Origin of the sequence: Rhodoferax sp. (assembly GCF_025354435.1) — a bacterium.
Taxonomy (GTDB): domain Bacteria; phylum Pseudomonadota; class Gammaproteobacteria; order Burkholderiales; family Burkholderiaceae_C; genus Rhodoferax_B.
Genome location: NZ_JANXMU010000050.1, coordinates 1 through 16,913 on the forward strand (window position 1 = coordinate 1; position 16,913 = coordinate 16,913).

The window sequence follows — 16,913 nt, forward strand, 5'->3', positions numbered from 1 at the left end:
GAGCTGGCGCTCGGCGGTGGTGAAGCCGGTCGAGATGTCGCCCGCCTTGGTCGCGACCGTCGCATAGCCCTGGGCCGCAGCGATGTTGGCGACCGCCGCCAGCGGCAGGCGAAACCCCGGGTCGCCGACCAGGTACCCGTCGTACTGGTCCGGCTCGCGCGCCGCTGCGACCATCGTTTGACGTCCGCCGTTGGAGCAGCCGCCGAAGTAGGAGCGATCGGGGCCCTTGCCGTAGGCGGTCGCGATCGCGCTCTTGGCCATCGGCGTCAGCTTGGCGACGGCCTGGTAGCCGTAGTCGAGCCGGGCCTGCGGGTCGATGCCGAAGTTGGCACCCAGCGCCGCGGCGTGGCCTGCATCCGAGCTGATCACCGCAAAGCCCATGTTCAGTGCATTGGTCAGCGCGCCGCCGCCGTTGACACCCCCGGTGGCGGTCAGCACGCTGCCGTCGGTGCCGCCGTTGGCCTGGTAGAAGAAGCGGCCGTTCCAGGCGCTGGGCAGGCGCATCTCGAAGCCGATGGCGTAGTTGTTGCCGTCGGCCGTGCTGACCTGCTGGTGCATCTTGCCGGTGACCTGGCAGTGCGCCGGTACCGGTGTGCCACCGACCGTGAGCGTACCGGCAGCCACCGCCGTGGTCGCTGTGATGGTGGTGTTGGCAAAGCTGATTTTGCTGGCCAGATCGGTGCAGGACAGCAGCGAACCGGACGTGGCCGCGGCCAGTTGCGGCAGGCTATCGTCCGCGCCGCCGCAGCCAACCAGCAAGACCGTGGGCAGCAGGCTTACCGCCAGCCAACCGGGGTGGAATCTTCGTTTCATGGGGTTGTCTCCAAGGGCCAGGCGCAGGGGAGCCCGCAGCGTGGCCTAGGCCATCGCTTTACACGCTGCGGGCGGGGAAATGGGTTTGCTATTGAATAAATAGCTGCTTGCGCAGATTAAATATGCGCTAGAGGCACTTTTTACGTATTTTTTAGCCGCTGCTGGATGACGGCCAGGCGCATGCCGCATTCGGGCAGCACCCAGGTACGGAAGGCCCGGGCGGGCGCGGTCCAGCGCCCGTCCGTGCTGGCGGCGTGGATGCGGCTCCAGGCGGATTCCAGCAGCACCAGAGCCACGGTACGCAGGTAGTCGTCAGCCACCCCGTAGGGGAGTTCGGGGTCGGCGGGGGCGGCCTGTACCAGCGCGGCGGTGGTCTCGATCAGTGCATCGCGGTGCGGGCTGGCGGGTAGTTCGACCAGCAGCGCGGTGATGCCTGCACCGCCATCGGCCAGCACCTTGCGCACCAGCAGGTCGATGGCCTGGATCTCGTTGGTGCCTTCGTAAATCATGGCTACGCGGCTGTCGCGCACGATCTGCTCAATGCCCCATTCGCGGATGTAGCCATGGCCGCCAAACACCTGCAGGCAGGCGCTGGCCCCGCTGAAGGCCTGGTCGGTCATCGCCGCTTTCAGCACCGGGGTGACCAGGGCGCACCAGCGCTGGGCCGCGCCGCGCGTGGCCGCATCGGGGCTATGCGCGGCCACGTCTAGCTGCAGGGCGGTGTGGTAGGCCAGCACCCGGCCGCCGTCGATCCAGGCGCGCTGGGTGTCCAGGATGCGGCGGATGGCGGGGTGCTCGTGGATCAAGCTGGGACCGTGGGTAGAGGTGGGCGCGCGCATCTGGCGGCGCTCCTGGGCGTAGGCATGGGCTTTTTGCCAAGCCGCTTCTAGCAGGCCCACGCCTTGCAGGCCGACGTGCAGGCGGGCGGCGTTCATCATCACGAACATGGCGTTCAGGCCTTTGTGGGCCTCGCCTACCTGCCAGCCGATGGCATCGTCAAAGCGCATCACGCAGGTGGGGCTGCCGTGCAGGCCCATTTTTTCCTCGATGCGCTCGCAGACCACGGCATTCAAGCTGCCGTCGGGCAACACCTTGGGCACCAGGAACAGCGACAGACCTTTGGGGCCAGGCGGGGCATCGGGCAGGCGCGCCAGCACCAGGTGGACGATGTTGTCGGTCAGGTCGTGTTCGCCGCCGGAGATGAAAATCTTGCTGCCGTTGACGCGCACGCTGCTGTCCGTGGCATGGGGCTGGGGTGTGCCCTTGGTGCGCACCAGGCCCAGGTCGCTGCCCGCATGGGCTTCTGTGAGGCACATGGTGGCCAGCCATTCGCCGGTGGCGATCTTTTCCAGGTACGCGTCTTTCAGCGCCTGGCTGCCGTGGTGCTTCAGGCAGGCATAGGCCCCGTGCAGCAGGCCGGGGGCCATGGTCCAGCCGTGGTTGGCCCCGGCCAGCATTTCAAACAGCACGCCCTCCAGCACCGCAGGCAGGCCCTGGCCGCCGTCTTCCACCGCGCACGCCAACGATGGCCACCCGGCCTGCCAAAAGGCTTGGTAGGCCTCCTTAAAGCCCGGCGGCGTGGTCACCCGGCCCGCCTCGAACCGGCAGTCCACCTCGTCGCCCACGCGCTGCAGCGGTGCCACCACGCTGGTGACGAACTTGCCCGCCTCCTCCAGCACCTGCAGCGCCAGGTCCGCATCCGTATCGGCAAACGGCGGCAGCGCCTGCCACTGGGCGGGGGCCTGCAGCACGTCGTGGAGGAGGAAGCGGATGTCGTCCAATGCGGTCATGGGTTTGCTCTGTTAGGAATAGCAGCCTGTGCAGGTGGTATCAGCGTTAGAACGAGTGGTTGATGCCAACCATGGTGCCGGTCTGGCTGCCCCCTGCCGCCGGGTTGCTACCGGTGGCCCCGCCGCTGACCGACACGGCCGCCAGGCTTTGGTTGCTGATGTGGCCCAACTGGGCGTACACGGTGGTGCGCTTGGACAATTTGTACAGCGCCCGCACGGCCACCAGGGTGGAGTCGGAATTGTCAAAGTCCTTGTAGGCCAGGCGGGCCACGGTGCCGTCTACCGTCCAGGCGGGGCTGATGGCGTAGGACGCAGCCAGGAACCACAAATCGCTCTTGGGCTTGGTGGCGCTGCCGTCGTTGTCGCGGCGGATGACGCCTGCAGCCAGCTTGGCATCGCCGAACTTGGCGTAGCCGTTGACGGACAGGCGGGCATCGGTTTTGGCGCTGCTGGTCAGGCCGCCAAACACCGCGTCGGTGGCGCTGGTGAGCGTGCGGCTGTGCTGCAGGTCATAGGCCAATGCGGCACCCCAGGTGGGGGTGTCGTACTTGGCTTGCAGCGACCAGGCGCGGCAGGCCTGGGCATCGCTGCCGCTTTCGCCGGGGCAGTTGGTGCCCACTGGGGATGGCCCGGCGTTCACCGTGTCGCGGCCCAGGCTGTAGCTGGCACCGACGCTGAGGCCATCGAACTTGCCCCGGTAGGCGATGGCGTTGTCGTGGCGGGCGTTGGGGATGTAGGCATCCAGCGAACCCAGGCCAAACACGCTGGGGCCGACGATGTCGGCATCCATCATCGACCAGTAGAGCATGCTGTACTGGCGGCCCACGGTGACGGTGCCCCAGTCGCTGCCCAGGCCCACGTACGACTGGCGGCCAAACAGGCGACCGCCCTGGCCCGAAGCGCCGGTATCCGGGGCCACGCCCATCTCCAGGGCGAACACGGCGTTCAGGCCACCGCCCAGGTCTTCCTTGCCGCGCATGCCGACACGTGAGGGCAGGATGCCGGTGTTGGACGGCACGCGGGTGATGCGCCCGGCAGTGGCGGTGTTGCTGACGGTCTCGACCCCAGTGTCGATGAGGCCGTAGAGGGTGACGCTTTGGGCGTGGACGGCACCGGCGGTGGCGAGTGCGCTGAGCGCGGCCAGGGCCGTCAACGCGCGGTGGGATGTCATTTTTTTCATAGAAGTCTCCAGAAACTCAGGTGGGTGGACGGGGGCTGCGCAAAGCGCAGACGTGGCTCAGGCGCACGTGCCGCTTCGCAGCAACACGTTTGCTCCTAATTAAATAGCTGTTAGCCTAGGTATTACCTACGCCAGAGGCCGTTTTTATATAAATTTCAGTGGGAAGGTTTGACGGGATCGCGCACCAGCGCCAGGGCGGCGAAGGCGGCGACCATGATGCCGGGGGCCGAGGCGGCCATCACCCCGGCTACGCCCATGCCGGCGGCCAGAATCTGCCCGGCAATCATCGGCCCGCCGATGGCACCCAGGCGGCCCACGGTGATGGATGCGCCCACGCCGGTGCCCCGGTTCGAGGTGGGGTACAGCGTGGGGGCCATGGCGTACAGCACCACCTGGCCACCCAGGGCGCAGAACCCGGCACCCAGCCCGGCCAGCACCACCAGCGCAAAGCTGTCCGACAGGCCCAGCCCGGCCAGTGCCAGCAGCATGCCCAGGTAAATCGCTACGGCGGTGGCCATGCGGCGCGGCGAATCCATCAGCCGTCCCACCGCCAGCGAGCCTGCAGCACCGCCAAAATTGAACATCAGTTGCACCAGTCCGGCATCGGCCCGGCTAAAGCCCTTGCCTTGCAGCAGGGACGGCAGCCAGCTCAGCAGCATGTACAGCACGGTCAGCACAAAGAAGCTGGCCAGCCACAGCAGCAGGGTGGATTTCCACATGCCCAAGGTGAACAGGCCAGACAGCCCACCGGCGGTGCGCGATGCGCTGGCCGGGGCTTGTTGGTCTTCCCGGAAGGCCCGCGACTCGGGCAGCAAAAACAGCAGCAGCACGGCAATCACCAGCGGCACCACGCCGCCCACATAGAACAGGCCGCGCCAGTCGCCGCCAAAGTTCACCATGCCCAGCACCGAGGCAATCGCCCCGCCCAGCGGGATGCCGGCGTAGGTGATGCTGACGGCAATGCTGCGGTTGTGCGGCTCGGCAGCTTCGGACGACAAGGCGATCAGCAGCGGCAACGCCGCGCCCAGGCCCAGGCCGGTCAGAAAGCGCGCCGCCAGCAGGCTGTGGTAGTCCCACACATGGGCGGTGGCCAGCGAAAACAGGCCAAAAATCAGCACCGAACCAATCAATACTTTCTTGCGCCCGATGCGGTCGGACAGCCAGCCGCCAAAGATCGCGCTGGGCAGCAAGCCCACCAGACCTGCGCTGAACATGCCGCCAATTTGCGGCGGCAGCAGGTGAAATTCCGCGCCGATGCGCGACGCGGCGATGCCTGCGGACTGCAGGTCCAGGCCTTCGAGCAGGGCCACGACGAAGCACAGAAACAGCGTCATGAATTTGGCGGACCCCGCCGTGCTGGGGGGGGAATGGGTGGTAGCGGTGGTTTGCATTTTTTTGTCTCCTAATCTTTTTTTGAGGGTTTTAACGGGGGGCCATGCGCAGCGCACCGTCGAGGCGAATCACTTCGCCGTTCAGGTGGCCGTTGGTCACGATGTGCGCCGTCAGCTCGGCAAATTCGGACGGCTTGCCCAGGCGCGACGGGAACGGGATAGATGCGGCCAGCGATGCCTGCACCGCCTCGGGCAGCTCCTGCATCAGCGGCGTGGCAAACAGGCCGGGTGCCACGGTGCACACCCGTATGCCGTACTGCGCCAGGTCGCGTGCCATCGGCAGCGTCATACCCACCAGCCCGCCCTTGGACGCGCTGTAGGCCTGCTGGCCCACCTGGCCATCGAACGCCGCAACGGACGCGGTGAACATAATTACGCCCCGTTCGCCGCCGTCCAACGGCTCTAACTTGGCGCAGGCCGCGGCAAACAGGCGGGTCATGTTGTAGCTGCCGATGAGGTTGACGGCGATGACTTTGGCAAACGCGTCCAGCGGTGCGGCGCTGCCGTCTTTTTGCACCACCCGCTTGGCGCCGCCGATACCGGCCACGTTCATCAGGATGCGCGCCGGGCCATGGGCCGCAGCGGCTTTTTCGATGGCGGCGCTGACGCTGTCGGCATGGGTGATGTCGCACTGGCAAGCCACGCCACCAATCTCGGCGGCGACCTTTTCGGCCAGCGCCATGTTCACGTCGAGCACCGCGACCTTGGCACCCAGGCGGGCGAGTTCGCGGGCGGTGGCCTCGCCCAGGCCGGAGGCGGCTCCGGTGACGAGGGCGGATTGTCCTGAAATATTCATGCTGTGGGTCCGGTAGGTTTGAGGATGTGGGGCAGGGTGTCGGCGTGCAGGGCTTCGACCAGAGCGGCACGGTGTTGCAGCACGGCGCGCTGGTTGATCGAGCCCTTGTCGGTGATTTCGCCCTTGTCCAGCGACGGCGGCTCGGCCAGCAGCAGGGCGCGGGCGATGCGGGTGGCGCTGCCGGTGGAGCTGGCAGCCAGGGTGTTGATCACCTGCTGGAAATGGGCTTGCACCGGCGTGCTGTGCAGCACCTCTTGCACGCTGGCGCTGTCGGGCAGGGCGCTCAGAGTGCGGCAGGCGGCAGTGGGCAGCAGCAGTGCCCCGACTTCCTTCATGTTGATACCGGTCAGCACCACGTCTTGTACATAGGGCGCACCGGCGGCCACGATCTTGGCGCGCATGGGGCCCACGCTGACGAAGGTGCCGGTGCTGAGCTTGAAGTCTTCGGCAATGCGGCCATCGAACTTCAGGCCCTGGTGCAGGTCGTTCTCGTCGATCCACTGCACTGCGTCGCCGGAGCAAAAGAAGCCCTCGTCGTCAAAGCTCTCGCGGGTGGCTTCGGGGTTGCGCCAGTAGCCGGGGGTGATGTTGGGGCCGCGGTAACGCACCTCGGTTTTGCCGTCCATAGGCACCAGCTTCAGCTCCAGGCCGGGGGTGGGCACACCGATGTAGCCGGCCTTGACGTTGGGACTGTTGACGGCGATGCAGAACGGCGTGCCTTCGGTCATGCCCAGGCCGGTGTTCATCACGATGCGCTCGCCCACCTCGCGCTCGGCGCTGGCAAACAAGGCATCCTAGATGGGTTGCGACAGCGCAGCGGCGGCAAAGAAGAACATCTTGACGCGGCTGAACAGGTTTTTGCGCAGCAGTGCGTCGGTCTGCAGGGCCTCGGCCAGCACCTCGAACCCGGTGGGCACGTTGAAGTAGATGGTGGGCGCAATCTCGCGCAGGTTGCGCAGGGTCTCTGCCATGCCCTTGGGCGTGGGCTTGCCTTCGTCCAGATACAGGGTGCCGCCGTTGTAGATGACGATGCCAAAGTTGTGGTTGCCGCCAAAGGTGTGGTTCCAGGGCAGCCAATCGACCAGCACCGGGGGCTCCTCGGCCAGTACCGGCATGGACTGGTTCATCTGCTGCAGGTTGGCGCTCCACATGCCGTGCGTCACCACCACCGCCTTGGGCAGCTTGGTCGAGCCCGAGGTGAACATGAACTTGGCAATGTGGTCGCCGGTGATGGAATCGTGCGCGGCATCCACCGCTGCAGTGGCCGGGGTGTGGAGCAAATCGCTGAAAGCAATGGTGGCGCGGCCCGGCACGATGCCGCTGCCCAGCACCACCTGCACGTCGGGGCCCATGGTGGCGGTGATGGCGCGGCCAAAGCGCTCGCCGCTGCTGGCAAACACCAGGCCGGGGGTGAGGGTGTCCACCACATGGCGCAGTTTGTCGAAGTCTTGGCTGATGGTGCTGTAGGCGGTGGATACGGTGCACTGCGGCACACCGGCTACCAGGCAGCCCAGGGACAGCAGGGCGTGGTCCAGGTCGTTTTCGCTCAGGATGGCCACCGGGCGCTCGGCGCTCAGGGGCATCCCCAGCAGAGCCTGGGCGATGTTGCGTGCCGACTGCCAAGCCTGTGCGTAGCTGATGTGCTGCTAGTCGCCCAGGCTGCCGTCGGCGTTTTTCACGCGCTGGGCCATCCAGGTCTGGTCGGGCGTGGTGCGGGCCCAGTGCGCCAGCCGGTCGGTCAGGCGGGTGGGGTAGGGCTGCAGGTCTTGCGCGGCCCGCACATAACGCACGCCCTCGGGCGTGTCACGGGTGGTGACGTGGGTCACGCCGAAGCGCAGGGGGCGGTAGGTGGGGGCGGACATGGGGATCAGGCTTTCTGGACTTTGGCGGCCTTGCCGTCCAGGAAGGCGCGCACGCGTTCCTTGGCTTCGGGTGCGCTCTGGGCGATGGCGGCCATCATGGCTTCGGTCATAAAGCCCTGGTCGGCCGGTTGCTCGGCAATGCGGGGCAGGGCGTGCATCAGCGCGTAGTTGGTCAGCGGCGCGTTCTGGGCAATGCGCGTGGCCAGTTCCAGCGCCTTGGCAAAGGCTTCGCCGGTGGGCACCAGGTACTGGGCCATGCCGATGCGTTCGCCGTCTACTGCGTTGTACACGCGGCCGGTCATCATCATGTCGGTCATGCGGGCGGTGCCGATCAGGCGCGGGATGCGCACTGCGCCGCCGCCGCCCACAAAGATGCCCCGCGAGCCTTCGGGCAGGGCGTAGAAGGTGGATTCATCGGCCACGCGGATATGGCAGGCGCTGGCCAGCTCCAGCCCGCCGCCGACCACCGCGCCGTGCAGCGCCGCCACCACCGGCACCGGGCCGAACTGCACCCGCTCCAGCGCAGCGTGCCACATGCGGGAATGCAGCAGGCCCTGGCCCGCGTCACGGTCCTTGAGCTCGCTCAGGTCCAGGCCGGAGCAGAAGTGCGGGCCTTCGCCGTCGATCACCGCCGCCCGCACGGTGCTGGGCAGGCCGTCGAGCAGGTTGCGCAAAGCCAGGATCAGGCCGTCGTTCAGTGCATTGCGTTTGCTGGGGCGGGTCAGGCGGATGACGGCAATTTCTTGGTCGTCGCCGCAGATCTCAAGGGAAATATCAGGGTGGTGTGTAGTCATGGTGTGCTCTTCGTCTGGCTGGATTATAGTTATAAAAAATAACTAAAACAAGATGGATAGGACGTTCTATCGTAAGTGCTTTCCCTAGCTTTTTAGGATCAAAATATAGTTATTATAAATAATCAAATTTGCCCATTCGGGCGCAAGGAAAAGCCATGTCCGCATACATCCCCTACGGGGTTTACTGGTCTACCCCGTTTGCCAAATGGCAGGGTTCGCTGGCCAACCTGAACGCCTTGCCACTGGCCGCCGCCGTGGGCAAGCAGGCCCTGGCGGCCCGTGGCTATGACATGGCGCAGATCGACCTGGCCATCCTGGGCTTGACCAATCCGCAAAAAGGCAGCTTCTACGGCTTGCCGTATGTCACCGGCCTGATGGGCATTGACCGCGTGGCCGGACCCACCGTCCAGCAGGCCTGCGCCACCAGCGTGCGGGCCCTGCAAATGGCCGCGCAGGAAGTGCAGTGCGGCACCGCCACCAGCGCGCTGCTGGTGATGGCCGACCGCCAGTCCAATGGCCCGGTGGTCTACTACCCCGACCCCACGGGCACCGGCGGCTACGGCACCACCGAGCACTGGGTGCCCGACAACATGGGCCATGACCCGTATGCCAAAAACCCCATGCTGCAAACCGGCGAAAACGTGGCCGCGCGCTACGGCATCAGCACCGCCGAGCAGCACGATCTGAAGCTGCACCGCTACGGCCAGTACCAGCAGGCGCTGGCACATGACCGCGCGTTCCAGAAGCTGTACATGGCCGATGTGCCCTTGACCGATTCCAAGTTCCGCAAGCAAACCGGTGTGCTCAGCGCCGACGAAGGCATCTTCCCCACTACCGCCGAGGGCCTGGCCAAATTGAAGCCGGTGATGCCGGGCGGCACGGTGACCTTTGGCGGCCAAACCCACCCGGCCGACGGCAACGCCGGGGCTATCGTCACCACGCGCGACCTGGCCCGTGCCGCATCGACCAATCCGAATATCGAAGTGGAAATTTTGGGCTTTGGCCAGGCCCGCGTGGAGCCCGGCTACATGCCCATGGCCCCTTCGCCCGCCGCCTTTAACGCCCTCAAAAACGACGGGTTGTCGATTGCCGATATCCACGCCATCAAAACCCACAACCCCTTCGCGGTGAACGACATTGCGCTGGCCCGCGACACCGGTTTTGCCTGGGAAAAGATGAACAACTATGGCAGCTCCATCATCTGGGGCCACCCGCAAGCCCCCACCGGCCTGCGCGCCATCATCGAGCTGATCGAAGAGCTGGTGTTGCGTGGCGGCGGCGTGGGCCTGTTCACCGGCTGCGCAGCGGGAGACAGCGGTTACGCCACCGTCTTACGTGTTACCGACAGCCGCAAGGGATAAGCCATGCAACACTTTTCTGCCAAGTTAGACGCGTGGATTGTGGACGGCGTGCGCACGCCGCTGGTGGACTACTGCGGCCCGCTGGGCGGTGTGTCACCCACCGACATGGGCATCAAGGTGGCCCGCGCCGTGTTTGCCCGTAGCGGCGTGCCCGCGGCCGATGTGGATTCGGTCGTCACCGGCTCCATGGCGCACGCCGACTTCGATGCCTTTGTGCTGCCGCGCCACATCGGCCTGTACGCAGGCGTGCCCATCGCCTCGCCTTCCATCCTGGTGCAGCGCATCTGTGGCACCGGCTTCGAGCTGTTCCGCCAGGCCGCCGACCAGATCACCCTGGGCTACGCCAACCTGGCGCTGGTGGTGGGCACCGAGTCCATGACGCGCAACCCCATCGCCGCCTACACCCACCGCAGCGGCTTTAAGCTGGGCGCGCCGGTGGAGTTCAAAGACTTTTTGATCGAAGCCCTGACCGACACCGCAGGCCCGGTCACCATGATCGAGACGGCGGAGAACTTGGCCAAAAAATACGGCATCACCCGCGCCGATGCGTATGCCGCCCTGTCGTTCGAGCGTGCCTTGAAGGCCCAGGCCGATGGTTTTCTGGCGGGCGAAATCGTCCCTGTGACCAGCGAAAAATTCGCGTTGGACGGCTACGCCACCCGGGGCATCCAGCTGCCGCGCAAGGTGGCCCAGCTGGACCGCGACACCCATCCCCGCCCCTCGCCGCTGGAAGCCTTGGCGGGCCTGCGCACCGTCTACCCCGGCGGCGTGCAAACCGCAGGCAACAGCTCGGCCCTGGTCGATGGCGCGGTGGGCGCGCTGGTCGCCAGCGAAACGTATGTACGCCAAAACGGCTTGCAGCCGCTGGCCCGTTTGCGCGGTGCCGCTGCCGCCGGTGTGCCGCCCGAGCTGATGGGCATCGGCCCCGCGCCCGCCATCCGCGCCCTGCTGGAGCGCTGCGGCCTGCAACTGTCGGACATCGGCTTGTTCGAGATCAAGGAGGCCCAGGGCGCGCAAACCATTGCGGTGGAGCGCGAGCTGGGCTTGGACCGCGACAAGCTGAATGTGAATGGCGGTGCGATTGCACTCGGCCACCCCCTGGCCGCTACCGGCGTGCGCCTCACCGTCACCCTGGCGCGCGAACTGCGCCGCCGCGGGCTGCGCTACGGCATCTCCAGCGCCTGCGTAGGCGGCGGCCAAGGCATGGCCTTACTGATTGAAAACCCTGAATACCTGAAAGACTGACATGCAAATCATCACCGCCGCCCAAGCAGGCGCACTCATCCAAGACAACGCCACCTCTTCCTGGGCGGCCTGGCCGTCTCCAGCCTACCCGAGGAGGTGCTCAAAGGCGTGGAGCAAACGTTCTTGAACACCGGCCACCCGCGCAACGTCACCACCTGGGCCTGTGGGGCCATGGGTAACAGCAAGGACGCAGGCATGGTCCACTTTGCCCACCCCGGCATGATCAAGCGCACCATCGCAGGCCACTTCGGCCAGACCGGGGCTGAGATGATGAAGATGGTGTTTGCGGGCGAGGTCGAGGCCTACAACTTCCCGCAGGGCAGCCTGTCGCACCTCACCCGCCACATCGCCAGCCGCAGCCCCGGCCTGCTGACCAAGGTGGGCCTGGGCACCTTTGTGGACCCGCGCATCGAAGGCGGCAAGCTCAACAGCCAGTCTACCGAAGACCTGGTCAAGCTGGTCGAATTTGCGGGCGAAGAATGGCTGTTTTACCCCTGCCCGAAGATCGACGTGGCCATCATCCGCGGCACGCTGGCCGATGAAAACGGCAACATCACGCTGGACAAAGAGGGCGTGCTGCTGGAGCAGATCAATATCGCCCACGCGGCCAAGGCCTGCGGCGGCATCGTCATCGCCCAGGTGGAGCGCATCGTGCAAGCGGGCAGCCTGCACCCCAAGGCGGTGAAGATCCCCGGTGTGTCGGTGGACTACGTGGTGGTCAGCCAGCCTGAGAACCACATGCAGACCATCGCCACCCAGTTCAACCCTGCGTTCTGCGGCGACGTGCGCGTGCCGCTCAATTCGCTGGAGCCCATGGCGCTGGACGAGCGCAAAGTCATCGCCCGCCGCACCGCCATGGAACTCAAGCCCGGTGCCGTCACCAACCTCGGGATCGGCATCCCCGCCGGAGTGCCGTCGGTGGCGGCGGAAGAGGGCGTGTCCGACCAACTGACCTTGAGCGTAGAGAGCGGCATCACCAGCGGCATCCCCGCGCAGCTGGGCGACTTCGGCGTGGTCTACAACGCCGAGGCCATCATCGAGCAGTCGCTGCAGTTCGACTTCTACGACGGCGGCGGCCTGGATGCCAGCTTCCTGGGCCTGGCCCAGGCCGACAACTGGGGCAACGTCAACGTGAGCAAGTTCAATGGCCGCCCGGTCGGCTGCGGCGGCTTCGTCAACATCACCCGCTCCACCAAGAAGCTGGTGTTCTGCGGCACCTTCACCGCCGGTGGCCTGCAGGTGCAAGCGGCTGACGGCCAGCTCACCATCGTCCAAGAGGGCAAGTCGCGCAAGTTCATCGAAAAGGTTGAGCAAATCACCTTTAACGGCCATGACGCCGCCCTGCGCCAGCAAGAAGTGTTGTTCGTCACCGAGCGCGCCGTGTTCCAGCTCACCACCGAAGGCCTGGAACTGACCGAAATTGCCCCCGGCGTGGATTTGGAGCGCGATGTGCTGGCGCACATGGGCTTCAAGCCGATCATGAAGAACGTCAAGACCATGGACGCGGGGCTGTTCAGCGCGCAGTGGGGGGGCTGGCGAAGGCGATGGCGGCCAAGGCTGTGCAGCTGCAGTAGGGTCTGAGGTGGTCAGGGTTTCGGGTTGCGTGGTTTGCTATCAAAAATATAGCGTATGGTGCAGGTAATATTTGCGCTAGCGGCCTATTTTTTATAAATTCCATGCAAATCCTCCCCCTCCGCCTCACCCCTGGCCAAGACCTGCGCCAGGCCCTGGAAGCCGCCGTGCGCAGCCAAAACTGCCAGGCGGCCTTTGTGCTCTCGGGCATCGGCAGCCTGTCCACCGCCGGTCTGCGTTTCGCCGGGGCGGAGCAGCCGCAGCGGCTGGTGGGGGACATGGAAATCCTCAGTCTGTCGGGCACGGTGGCGTTTGACGGGGAGCGCAGCAGTTCGCACCTGCACATGGCGCTGTCCACCGCGACCGGGGCGGTGCTGGGCGGGCATGTGGCGGCGGGCTACACCGTGCGGACCACGGCGGAGGTGCTGCTGGCGCTGTTGCCCGAATGAGCGTTTACGCGCGAGTTGGATGTGGCAACGGGGTATGACGAACTGGTGGTGCGGGGGCGATCGGGCCACGCTTGATTTCAAGCCCAGACGCTGCACGGTGCTTGCATTTTTCGTTGGTTTTAGCTATATTCTTGAATCGCGAATATTGAATAATGCAACTCAAACCGCAAGATTTTTTAGTGGCCCTCAAGCTGGTGTCGTGGGCTGACCAACGGTGGACATATGCCAGTCTGGCACTCGCTCTTGGCTTGAGTGCTTCCGAGGCGCACGCTTGTGTGAAACGGGGCTTGCACGCGGGGCTGTTGCTGGACAACCGGGTGTTTGCTTTGCCCGAAGCACCGCTTGGGGTACGGGAGCCAAAGGCTGTTTATTTATTGCCAAAACGCTCCCGGCGTGCGCCGCCTGGGGCGGTGGCCGATGCGGCGGCGGGTAACCCGGCCCGCGCCCACCCGCGTAATTTGGCGGAATTTGCGCTGCATGGGGCCAAATATGCGTTTGCTGCCGACACCTTTGGCCCCACGGTGGGCGTGCCCACCAGCCACAGCGCACCGGCATTTGCCGGGGTGTTCGCGCCGGGATCCGACGACTACGTGTGGCCCCACCCGGAGGGCAGCGTACGCGGCACGGGGCTGGTGCCCCTGCATCCCAGTGTTCCGTATGCTGCCATGCAGGATGCGCGCTTGTACGAGATGCTGGCACTGTTTGATGCCCTGCGCATTGGCCGTGCGCGTGAGCGGGGCATGGCGGCGCTGCGTTTGCCCGTCTTGATCCATCCGCCGCATGCGGGCAAGACTGGGGCCAGCACGCATGGCTAATCCCAATCTGGGTCTGTTGATCGCCATGGCGCAAGCATTGGGGCCGTTGCGTGAGCGCGTGGTGTTTGTCGGGGGCTGCGCGACCGGGCTGTTGATGAGCCAGCCTGCCTTGGCGGACATTCGCCCCACGGAGGATGTGGATGCGATTGTGGAAGTCACCACTTTGGCGGGCTACCACCTGGTTACCGAAGAGCTTGTTGCCAGAGGTTTCCGCCAGACCATGAAAACAACACACCACCATTTCGGTGGTTTTGGCAGCGCATGCAATTGGATTTGGTGCCCTTGGATGAGAAGGTGATGGGCTTTGCCAACCCCTGGTACCGCGCGGGTTTTGAGGCTGCGGTGCGTGCCGAGCCCGAGCCAGGCTTGTGGCTGCGCCATCTATCGGCGCCGTATTTCCTGGCCACCAAGTTCGAGGCATTCAAAGACCGCGGGCAGGACGATGTCTACCTGAGCCACGATCTCGAGGACATCATCACGGTGGTGGATGGCCGGGTGGAGGTGGTGGCAGAGCTGGCCGTGGCAGCAGCCGATGTGCGCAGGTTTGTCGTCAGCCAAGTGGGTGCGTTGCTGGCGCACCCAGAGTTTTTGAACGCATTACCGGGCATCGTCACGCACAGCACGCGTACGGGTCTGGTGCTGCAGCGGCTCCAGTCCATCGCAACTTTGGCCCTTGCAGGCCCATAACCCCCCCTCCACTATGACCACCATCCCCTCCCTGACCCAAGCCCTGCGCGACTTCGCTGCGGCGCGCGACTGGGCGCAATTCCATTCGCCCAAGAACCTGGCTGCTGCGCTGAGCGTGGAGGCGGCCGAGTTGCTGGAGCACTTTCAGTGGCTGACCGAAGACCAAAGCCGCAGCCTTCCAGCGCCGCAAAAAGCCGAAGTCGCCGTCGAGGCGGCCGACGTGCTGCTGTACCTGCTGCAGCTCTGTGACAAGCTGGACATCGACTTGCTGGAATCCGCGCGGCGCAAGATGCTGGTGAATGCCGAGAAGTACCCGGTCGCCACTGCGCGCGGCTCCTGCCAGAAGTACTCGGCAGATTGAGCGCTGGCAGGCGCGCTGTACGCCAAAGGCTAATTGCTCCTGAAAATATAGCTACTAGCGTAGGTATTACATACGTTAGAGGCCTATTTTCTTTAAAATTTAACCTGCCGGATTAACCGAAGTAAAAACGCAAAAAGGCGCGAAAAGGTGCGTTCAGGCCAGTTGCAGCTTCTTTCGGGCCGTGATTTTTTGCGGTGCGGCGTAGGCAGTGGGTGCGCCCAGCTTGAAGGTGTCCACCAGCTGCGTGAGGTGGGTGGCCTGGGTTTTCAGGCTCTCCGCGGCCGCGGCAGATTGTTCGACCAGGGCGGCGTTTTGCTGGGTCATCTGGTCCAGCTCGGCCACCGAGATGCTGACCAGGCCGATGCGCTCCGACTGGTCGGACGCGGTGGCGGTGATCTCACCAATGATGTGCGATACGCGCTGCACCGAGCCGACGATTTCGGCCATGGTCTGGCCCGCGTGGGCCACCAGGTGCGAGCCGGCATCCACGCGGTCCACGCTGGCGGCGATCAGCACCTTGATTTCTTTGGCGGCCTCAGCCGAGCGACCTGCCAGATTGCGCACTTCACTGGCCACCACGGCAAAGCCCCGGCCTTGTTCCCCGGCGCGGGCGGCTTCCACAGCCGCATTCAGCGCCAGGATATTGGTCTGGAAGGCAATACCGTCAATGACACCAATGATGTCGGCAATTTTCTGGGAGCTGGTGTTGATCTCGTCCATGGTGCGCACCACCTGGGCCACTACCTGGCCGCCCCGAGCGGCGACTTCGGCGGCGGATGAGGCCAGCTGGTTGGCCTGCCGGGCGGCATCGGCGGATTGCTTGACGATGCCGGTCAGCTCTTCCATCGACACGGCGGTTTGTTGCAGGTTGGCGGCGGTGTGCTCGGTGCGCTGGCTCAGGTCCAGGTTGCCGTGGGCGATTTCTACCGCGGCGGTGTTGACGTTTTGCGTGGTGTCGCGCAGATGGGCCATGGTGCTGGCCCAGCGGCTGCGCATGCTTTCCAGGCGGCGTAGCAATTGGCCGGTTTCGTCGTGGCTGGCGGATTCGATGGCGTGCGACAGGTCGCCTCCGGCCATGCGGTCGGCTTCTTCGACGGCGCGGCGCAGCGGCAGCTTGACGGAGCGGGTGATGAACCAGGCGGCTGCTATGCCGAAGCTGATGGCCAGGCAGGCCACGATCAACAGTACCTGGATGCCGCGGTTGGCCTGCTGCACCACATCAGCCTGGTTGTCCGTGATCTGCTGGGACACCTTGTGCTGCAGCTGGTCGATGGTGCTGAGCCAGGTGTCTTGCGACACGCTCCAGGCTTCCAGGTTGGTACGCAGTTCCAGGCGGATGAGCACGGCAATGTCTTGCACTGCGCCCGCAGAGCCCGCTTTTTCCACCGCCGACTGGAACATCGCCGAGGCATCTTTGCGGGCAGCGTCCAGGCTGGCCAGCAGCGTCTTCTCGCCGTCGGCATCGGCGCGCTGGATGAACTGTTGTGACAGTGCGTCGTAACGGGTGTAGGCGCTGGTCAGGCGTTGGTATTCTTTTTCCAGATCTTCGGGCGTGGTCAGGATGCCCAGGTTGCGTATGGACATGGCGATCTGGTTGACCTGCTGCTTCATTTGCCCGACCAGCTCCACCTTGGGGCTGAGTTCGTCGCGGATAACGGTGACGCGGTGCCGGGTGTTGTACATGCTCACCAGCGAGACCGCCGTGATGACGGCCAACAGGCAGACCATCACGCCGAAGCCGATGGACAGGCGGCGGGAAATGCTGGTGTGTCCCATAAAAGGTAGGTGCATAGTCAA

Annotated in this window: 14 protein-coding genes and 2 pseudogenes; 8 read left to right on the forward strand and 8 right to left on the reverse strand. The window is 65.1% G+C overall.

Going from position 1 to position 16,913, the window contains the following annotated elements:
* The 7 genes and pseudogenes from Q0T48_RS13225 to Q0T48_RS13255 form a co-directional block, all read right to left on the reverse strand.
* A partial coding sequence (locus tag Q0T48_RS13225) for a tannase/feruloyl esterase family alpha/beta hydrolase (RefSeq protein ID WP_295957080.1) occupies nt 1–813 on the reverse strand: 813 nt, incomplete at its 3' end.
* Between the two features lie 140 nt (nt 814–953).
* The gene (locus tag Q0T48_RS13230) at nt 954–2,603 is read right to left on the reverse strand and encodes an acyl-CoA dehydrogenase family protein (RefSeq protein ID WP_295957082.1); all 1,650 of its coding nucleotides are present in this window, start codon (nt 2,601–2,603) and stop codon (nt 954–956) included.
* A 46-nt stretch (nt 2,604–2,649) separates the two neighbouring features.
* Nucleotides 2,650–3,783, reverse strand: a complete 1,134-nt coding sequence (locus Q0T48_RS13235) for a porin (protein WP_295957084.1) — start codon at nt 3,781–3,783, stop codon at nt 2,650–2,652.
* Nucleotides 3,784–3,938: 155 nt separating this feature from the next.
* A complete protein-coding gene (gene mhpT, locus Q0T48_RS13240) occupies nt 3,939–5,174 on the reverse strand; it encodes a 3-(3-hydroxy-phenyl)propionate transporter MhpT (RefSeq protein WP_295957086.1) in 1,236 nt (411 codons plus the stop codon).
* 31 nt (nt 5,175–5,205) lie between these two features.
* Nucleotides 5,206–5,970 (reverse strand): SDR family NAD(P)-dependent oxidoreductase, encoded by a 765-nt coding sequence (locus tag Q0T48_RS13245; RefSeq protein WP_295957088.1) that lies wholly within the window; start codon nt 5,968–5,970, stop codon nt 5,206–5,208.
* A pseudogene (locus Q0T48_RS13250) lies at nt 5,967–7,832 on the reverse strand (feruloyl-CoA synthase). The gene Q0T48_RS13245 and the pseudogene Q0T48_RS13250 overlap by 4 nt, the downstream one beginning before the upstream one ends.
* A 5-nt stretch (nt 7,833–7,837) precedes the next feature.
* Nucleotides 7,838–8,626: a crotonase/enoyl-CoA hydratase family protein gene (locus Q0T48_RS13255; protein WP_295957090.1), complete on the reverse strand. Its 789-nt coding sequence runs from the start codon at nt 8,624–8,626 to the stop codon at nt 7,838–7,840.
* 155 nt (nt 8,627–8,781) lie between these two features.
* Between Q0T48_RS13255 and Q0T48_RS13260 the strand changes: the two genes are divergently transcribed.
* The 8 genes and pseudogenes from Q0T48_RS13260 to Q0T48_RS13295 all read left to right on the forward strand — a co-directional run bounded on the left by Q0T48_RS13260 (nt 8,782) and on the right by Q0T48_RS13295 (nt 15,116).
* On the forward strand, nt 8,782–9,987 hold the full coding sequence (locus Q0T48_RS13260; RefSeq protein WP_295957091.1) for a thiolase family protein: 1,206 nt from the start codon (nt 8,782–8,784) through the stop codon (nt 9,985–9,987).
* A 3-nt stretch (nt 9,988–9,990) separates the two neighbouring features.
* Nucleotides 9,991–11,232, forward strand: coding sequence for a thiolase family protein (locus Q0T48_RS13265; RefSeq protein WP_295957092.1), 1,242 nt, complete (start codon nt 9,991–9,993; stop codon nt 11,230–11,232).
* A 123-nt stretch (nt 11,233–11,355) separates the two neighbouring features.
* Entirely contained in the window at nt 11,356–12,813 is a 1,458-nt protein-coding gene (locus tag Q0T48_RS13270) for a malonate decarboxylase subunit alpha (protein ID WP_295957093.1), read from the forward strand.
* Between the two features lie 95 nt (nt 12,814–12,908).
* A pseudogene (locus Q0T48_RS13275) lies at nt 12,909–13,250 on the forward strand (PPC domain-containing DNA-binding protein); the annotation flags it as partial.
* A gap of 377 nt (nt 13,251–13,627) precedes the next feature.
* On the forward strand, nt 13,628–14,068 hold the full coding sequence (locus tag Q0T48_RS13280; protein ID WP_295957094.1) for a hypothetical protein: 441 nt from the start codon (nt 13,628–13,630) through the stop codon (nt 14,066–14,068).
* The gene (locus Q0T48_RS13285) at nt 14,061–14,366 is read left to right on the forward strand and encodes a hypothetical protein (protein ID WP_295957095.1); all 306 of its coding nucleotides are present in this window, start codon (nt 14,061–14,063) and stop codon (nt 14,364–14,366) included. The genes Q0T48_RS13280 and Q0T48_RS13285 overlap by 8 nt, the downstream gene beginning before the upstream one ends.
* Entirely contained in the window at nt 14,330–14,755 is a 426-nt protein-coding gene (locus tag Q0T48_RS13290) for a hypothetical protein (RefSeq protein WP_295957096.1), read from the forward strand. Before Q0T48_RS13285 ends, Q0T48_RS13290 begins: the two co-directional genes overlap by 37 nt.
* A 13-nt stretch (nt 14,756–14,768) precedes the next feature.
* The gene (locus tag Q0T48_RS13295; protein ID WP_295957097.1) at nt 14,769–15,116 is read left to right on the forward strand and encodes a nucleotide pyrophosphohydrolase; all 348 of its coding nucleotides are present in this window, start codon (nt 14,769–14,771) and stop codon (nt 15,114–15,116) included.
* A 153-nt stretch (nt 15,117–15,269) separates the two neighbouring features.
* On the opposite strand, the gene Q0T48_RS13300 is transcribed toward Q0T48_RS13295, so the two are convergent.
* Entirely contained in the window at nt 15,270–16,907 is a 1,638-nt protein-coding gene (locus Q0T48_RS13300) for a methyl-accepting chemotaxis protein (protein ID WP_295957098.1), read from the reverse strand.
* Between the last annotated feature and the right edge of the window lie 6 nt (nt 16,908–16,913).

What these genes read in the sequence shown, in the direction of transcription:
- Q0T48_RS13300 (WP_295957098.1), bottom strand. Translation starts at nt 16,907, where the DNA reads ATGCACCTACCTTTTATGGGACACACCAGCATTTCCCGCCGCCTGTCC.
- Q0T48_RS13285 (WP_295957095.1), top strand. Translation starts at nt 14,061, where the DNA reads ATGGCTAATCCCAATCTGGGTCTGTTGATCGCCATGGCGCAAGCATTG.
- Q0T48_RS13265 (WP_295957092.1), top strand. Translation starts at nt 9,991, where the DNA reads ATGCAACACTTTTCTGCCAAGTTAGACGCGTGGATTGTGGACGGCGTG.
- Q0T48_RS13245 (WP_295957088.1), bottom strand. Translation starts at nt 5,970, where the DNA reads ATGAATATTTCAGGACAATCCGCCCTCGTCACCGGAGCCGCCTCCGGC.
- Q0T48_RS13260 (WP_295957091.1), top strand. Translation starts at nt 8,782, where the DNA reads ATGTCCGCATACATCCCCTACGGGGTTTACTGGTCTACCCCGTTTGCC.
- Q0T48_RS13255 (WP_295957090.1), bottom strand. Translation starts at nt 8,626, where the DNA reads ATGACTACACACCACCCTGATATTTCCCTTGAGATCTGCGGCGACGAC.
- Q0T48_RS13235 (WP_295957084.1), bottom strand. Translation starts at nt 3,783, where the DNA reads ATGAAAAAAATGACATCCCACCGCGCGTTGACGGCCCTGGCCGCGCTC.
- Q0T48_RS13290 (WP_295957096.1), top strand. Translation starts at nt 14,330, where the DNA reads ATGCAATTGGATTTGGTGCCCTTGGATGAGAAGGTGATGGGCTTTGCC.
- Q0T48_RS13230 (WP_295957082.1), bottom strand. Translation starts at nt 2,603, where the DNA reads ATGACCGCATTGGACGACATCCGCTTCCTCCTCCACGACGTGCTGCAG.
- Q0T48_RS13295 (WP_295957097.1), top strand. Translation starts at nt 14,769, where the DNA reads ATGACCACCATCCCCTCCCTGACCCAAGCCCTGCGCGACTTCGCTGCG.
- mhpT (WP_295957086.1), bottom strand. Translation starts at nt 5,174, where the DNA reads ATGCAAACCACCGCTACCACCCATTCCCCCCCCAGCACGGCGGGGTCC.